3 protein-coding genes are annotated in these 3,897 nt (G+C 31.0%); 1 reads left to right on the top strand and 2 read right to left on the bottom strand.

Annotated elements, in window-relative coordinates; all coding sequences use genetic code 11:
- On the bottom strand, window positions 1–666 hold a 666-nt coding region (locus NF27_RS01205; protein WP_039454953.1), incomplete at its 3' end, for an ankyrin repeat domain-containing protein.
- A 373-nt stretch (window positions 667–1,039) separates the two neighbouring features.
- Here NF27_RS01205 and NF27_RS01200 point away from each other — a divergent pair.
- A complete protein-coding gene (locus tag NF27_RS01200; RefSeq protein ID WP_039454857.1) occupies window positions 1,040–1,360 on the top strand; it encodes a group II intron maturase-specific domain-containing protein in 321 nt (106 codons plus the stop codon).
- Between the two features lie 491 nt (window positions 1,361–1,851).
- Here the strand turns inward: NF27_RS01200 and NF27_RS01195 are convergent.
- The coding region (locus tag NF27_RS01195; protein WP_039454855.1) for an ankyrin repeat domain-containing protein at window positions 1,852–3,897 on the bottom strand (2,046 nt) is incomplete at its 5' end.

Genomic DNA, 3,897 nt, shown 5'->3' with positions numbered 1-3,897 from the left:
CTCAAGGAGATATCTCATCACATCTAAGTTTCCATTCCAAGCAGCAAGTAAGAAAGCATTACTTTCATTTTTATTTGATGAATTGATAAACTCAGGTTTCAGTTGTAAGAGGTATTTTATCACATCTAAATGTCCATATATAGCGGCAATCAAGAAAGCATTATTTCCTCTTATACTACTAATTGAATTAATAAACTCTGGTTGTAGCTGTAAGAGATATTCCATTACTTCTAATCTGCCTTTAGAAGCAGCAAGTAGAAATGCATTACATCCATCTTTATCTATTGAATCTATAAACTCAGGTTTTAGCTCAAGGAGATATTCCAATAATTCCAAATGACCGGATTCAGCAGTAAGTAAAAATGCGTCACTCCCGTTTTCTAGTCTTAGGCTTAAAAAGGTATCGATCATATTTGAATCAATACTGAGAATTTGAGTTATAACTTCTTTAAATCCCCGAGAAGCAGCCCATAAAAAAACATTGCCTCCAAGCCGCTCATCCTTTATAGCTAGCAGCTGGGTTACAGATATATAATTTATTAGGTTTAAAATTTCCTCTTCACTACCATTTTCCATTTTATCTTTCAGTGACTCATAATAAGCTTCGTCAGGTTTTTTTAATTTAAGAGGAGAAGGGTTGAAGTCATTTTGGCTAGATCTTTTCATAAGTACCTTTTATTAATTCCTTAAATTACATGTAAGACAAAACTAATACTATACAAAAATAATACAACAATCATTAGCATAGAAAAAACAGTTAAAAAATTTTTATCAAAAGATAAAATAAAAAGCAAGAATTTCGAAATATTGAAAAAATTTGATTTTAAGGTTATAAAGTTCAACCCCCTACGAAGGATATATATACCTAAGAATAAAGAGGCGACAAAATTGTTTCCTCTATCAATTCCCACTATGATTGATAGAGCTTGTCAGGCTTTATATCTGATGGCTTTTCAACCTATAGCAGAGACCTTAGCTGGATAAAAAGGCGTATGTTTTTAGGCAAAAGCGCTCTGCCGCTGATGCAATAGAATAATGTATGCTTTCTTTATGGCAAAAAGATCCTGCTGAATATATATTTGAAGTGGATATAAAGTCTTGTTTTGATAATATATCTCATAAGTGGTTGCTAAATAACGCACCCATGGACAAAGTGCATATGATAACTTATGCTGATGACTTTGCAATCACAGACGCAACTAAAGACATAATACAAATGCTTAACCTAAAATTGTTAGGGTGGGCGAACTATTATAAGTCATTAGCTGCTAAGAAGATCTTTTCATATGTAGACTCCATAGTTTCCAAAATGTTATGGAAATGGATACATTTAAGGCATCCGAGAAAATCTGCTAAATAGCGTACCAAAAGCTATTTCCGCAGGAAAGGATTGGATAACCGGGTATTTTCTGCCGAAACTATCAACGCTTAGAAAACTAAAGAATATATAAATCTTATCAAAATTTCTCATATTCCAACCAAACGGCATATTAAAATAATAGCTAATGTAGATCCTTACAATCCCGATGTAAGCTATACTTTCAAGATCGAGAGAATAATAAAAGAAGAGGCAAAGCTATCATATCGGAGCCCTTACCTTACTATGATTCAAGCAAATTGCCCGGTAAACACTTTGGCTATTGAGAAGCTTGAGCCCAGTGTGGGGAAATTCACACGCCGAGGTTTTTAGAGGAGGGAGTCAGAACAATCTAGCTCTCTTACTCGACTGCAAGGATTTCAATCTTTTCCAATCTTTTTTATCAAAGTCTGTCACTTTAGCCTTTATCTCATTTATAAATTTGTTAGTAAATTTCTTCCATCTTTATTAATTTCCTGCCGCACAGCATTTACTTACTCTCTAGTTTTTGCACCCCTATCCAGAGTTTGATCATATTTCATTATTTTTTCTATAAATAAGGCTCTACTATTAACCTTTCTTATAATTCCCTCAGCAACATTAAATTTACTTTCTTCATTTACTTCTCTCTTTATGGCTTCTATCTTTTCTAGTTGAGCCCTACTCTCAACTCCTACTACAATAGAGAATATATATGATGAAATTTCATGAGGAATTGCTAGTTGTTCTTTAAAAGATGAATAAATATTTTTACATACAAAATGTAAATTATTTAACTTATGTACAATTTTAAAATATTCATCCAAGCACAAATAAGTTTCAATGTATTTTCTATTAGTCTCTGTTTTCAAAATAGGAATTATTTCATATTTTAAAAACTCAGATATTAAATTACCTTTAATTGAAGAAATTAAAGTTCTAAACATTAAATTTTTATATGATGAAATGGAATAGAAAAAATCTTTATTATTTTGTGCATGAATTATTTCTTCTCTTTTTTCTTGATTTGAGGTGTTCTCAATCAAAAAATTTAGCACTGTTACTTTACCACTTTCTGCAATACTAGTTATAATAGTATCGCTTTGGGCACGAAACATCTGATATCTTATTTGTTCATCTTGGGTATATTCTAGCAATAATTTTAGCACCTCTATATGACCATTTTTTGCAGCATTGATAAATCCTTGATCATCACGCATATGTATCATTTCATTTCTTTTTTCTTGCTCATGTGTATGGTTTAACAAAAACTTTAATACTTCAGGCTTATTTTTAGTAGTAACGTTAATAAATAGTTTATTGTTGCGAGCATGAATCATTTCATTTCTTTTTTCATGGTCTGGTGTATGTTTTATTAAGAGCTTTAAAACTTCAATATGGCGCATACGAGCAGCATTAAAAAAACTATCATCATATCGAGCATGAATCATATTATCTACCTTCTCTTGACTAGAAGTATGTTTAAGCAGTAATTCTAAAACCTCTATATTGCCATTTTTTGCAGCATATCTAAAAGGTTTATAGTCAACAGAACTAATTAGTATATCTTTTTCATCATCATTTAGACATTGTTTCAATAATAATTCTAATACCTCTATATTTCCGTTTTTAGCAGCATGAGTGAAAGCGGCCACACTTACTTCTAGATGCTTTTTGGGATCTTTGATATATTTAAGCAATAATTCTAATACCTTTATGTGACCACTCTTAGCAGCATAAATGAAAGTATATATACTTATCTCATTATTTGTTTCAGCACTATTAGTATACTTAAGCAGCGGTTTTAATACTTTTATATGCCCGTTATCAGCAGCTAAAGTAAAACAATCATGCATAGTATCACATGTAAACTTAAGATTAGGCGAAGTTAGTAAATATATTATTTCTATTGTATTTCCATCCTTGCACGCCTGCTTAAGCTCTTGGATAATTTCATCATTACTCTTTTTCTTAACATCAAATCCAGGAGAGGAATACTCAGTCTGCTCTAATGCTAAGCTATTATCTAGCTCATTCTTTTTAAAATTTTCTTTTAGAATATTGTTAGCTTTGGTTATAATATCTACTATATTTTCAAGTCTAGAAGGACGGGTTAAACGATCAGTAAGTAACTTTAGTACTACTTGCTCATCATTATTTTTAGCAGCCAATAAAAATTTATGGGTATTATCCCTTTTTATTAAACTACTATACACTTCCTCATCCCCAAATATCGACTTCATTGCTTTCACTTGCTCGTTATCTTCTGGACTTACAATATTGCCATATTTATTTAATACATACTCTCTTAGCTTCGGCAGTACTTTATCCAAAAGCATTTCAAAATTTAGAGTAAGGGTTATGTCTTTATTATTAAAATCCCTATCTATTATTAATTTTTCACTATCGGTATCATATTTTATGAAGTAGTATGCTTTTATCTTGGCTACTTCTTTATTTGAAATAGAACTTAATTTTAAATGTATAGTATTATCTTCACCGGCAACTAACTTTTGTTGTTTTTGACTAATGAAAATACCTGCCATTTCTACAAAAGCCTG

Source organism: Candidatus Jidaibacter acanthamoeba, assembly GCF_000815465.1.
GTDB lineage: Bacteria > Pseudomonadota > Alphaproteobacteria > Rickettsiales > Midichloriaceae > Jidaibacter > Jidaibacter acanthamoebae.
The sequence above is the reverse complement of the archived record's forward strand: the minus strand, read 5'-3'. Positions and strand labels throughout refer to the sequence as shown.

Excerpts from the sequence above, each read along its gene's own strand:
- NF27_RS01200 (WP_039454857.1), top strand. The coding sequence starts at position 1,040 with ATGCTTTCTTTATGGCAAAAAGATCCTGCTGAATATATATTTGAAGTG.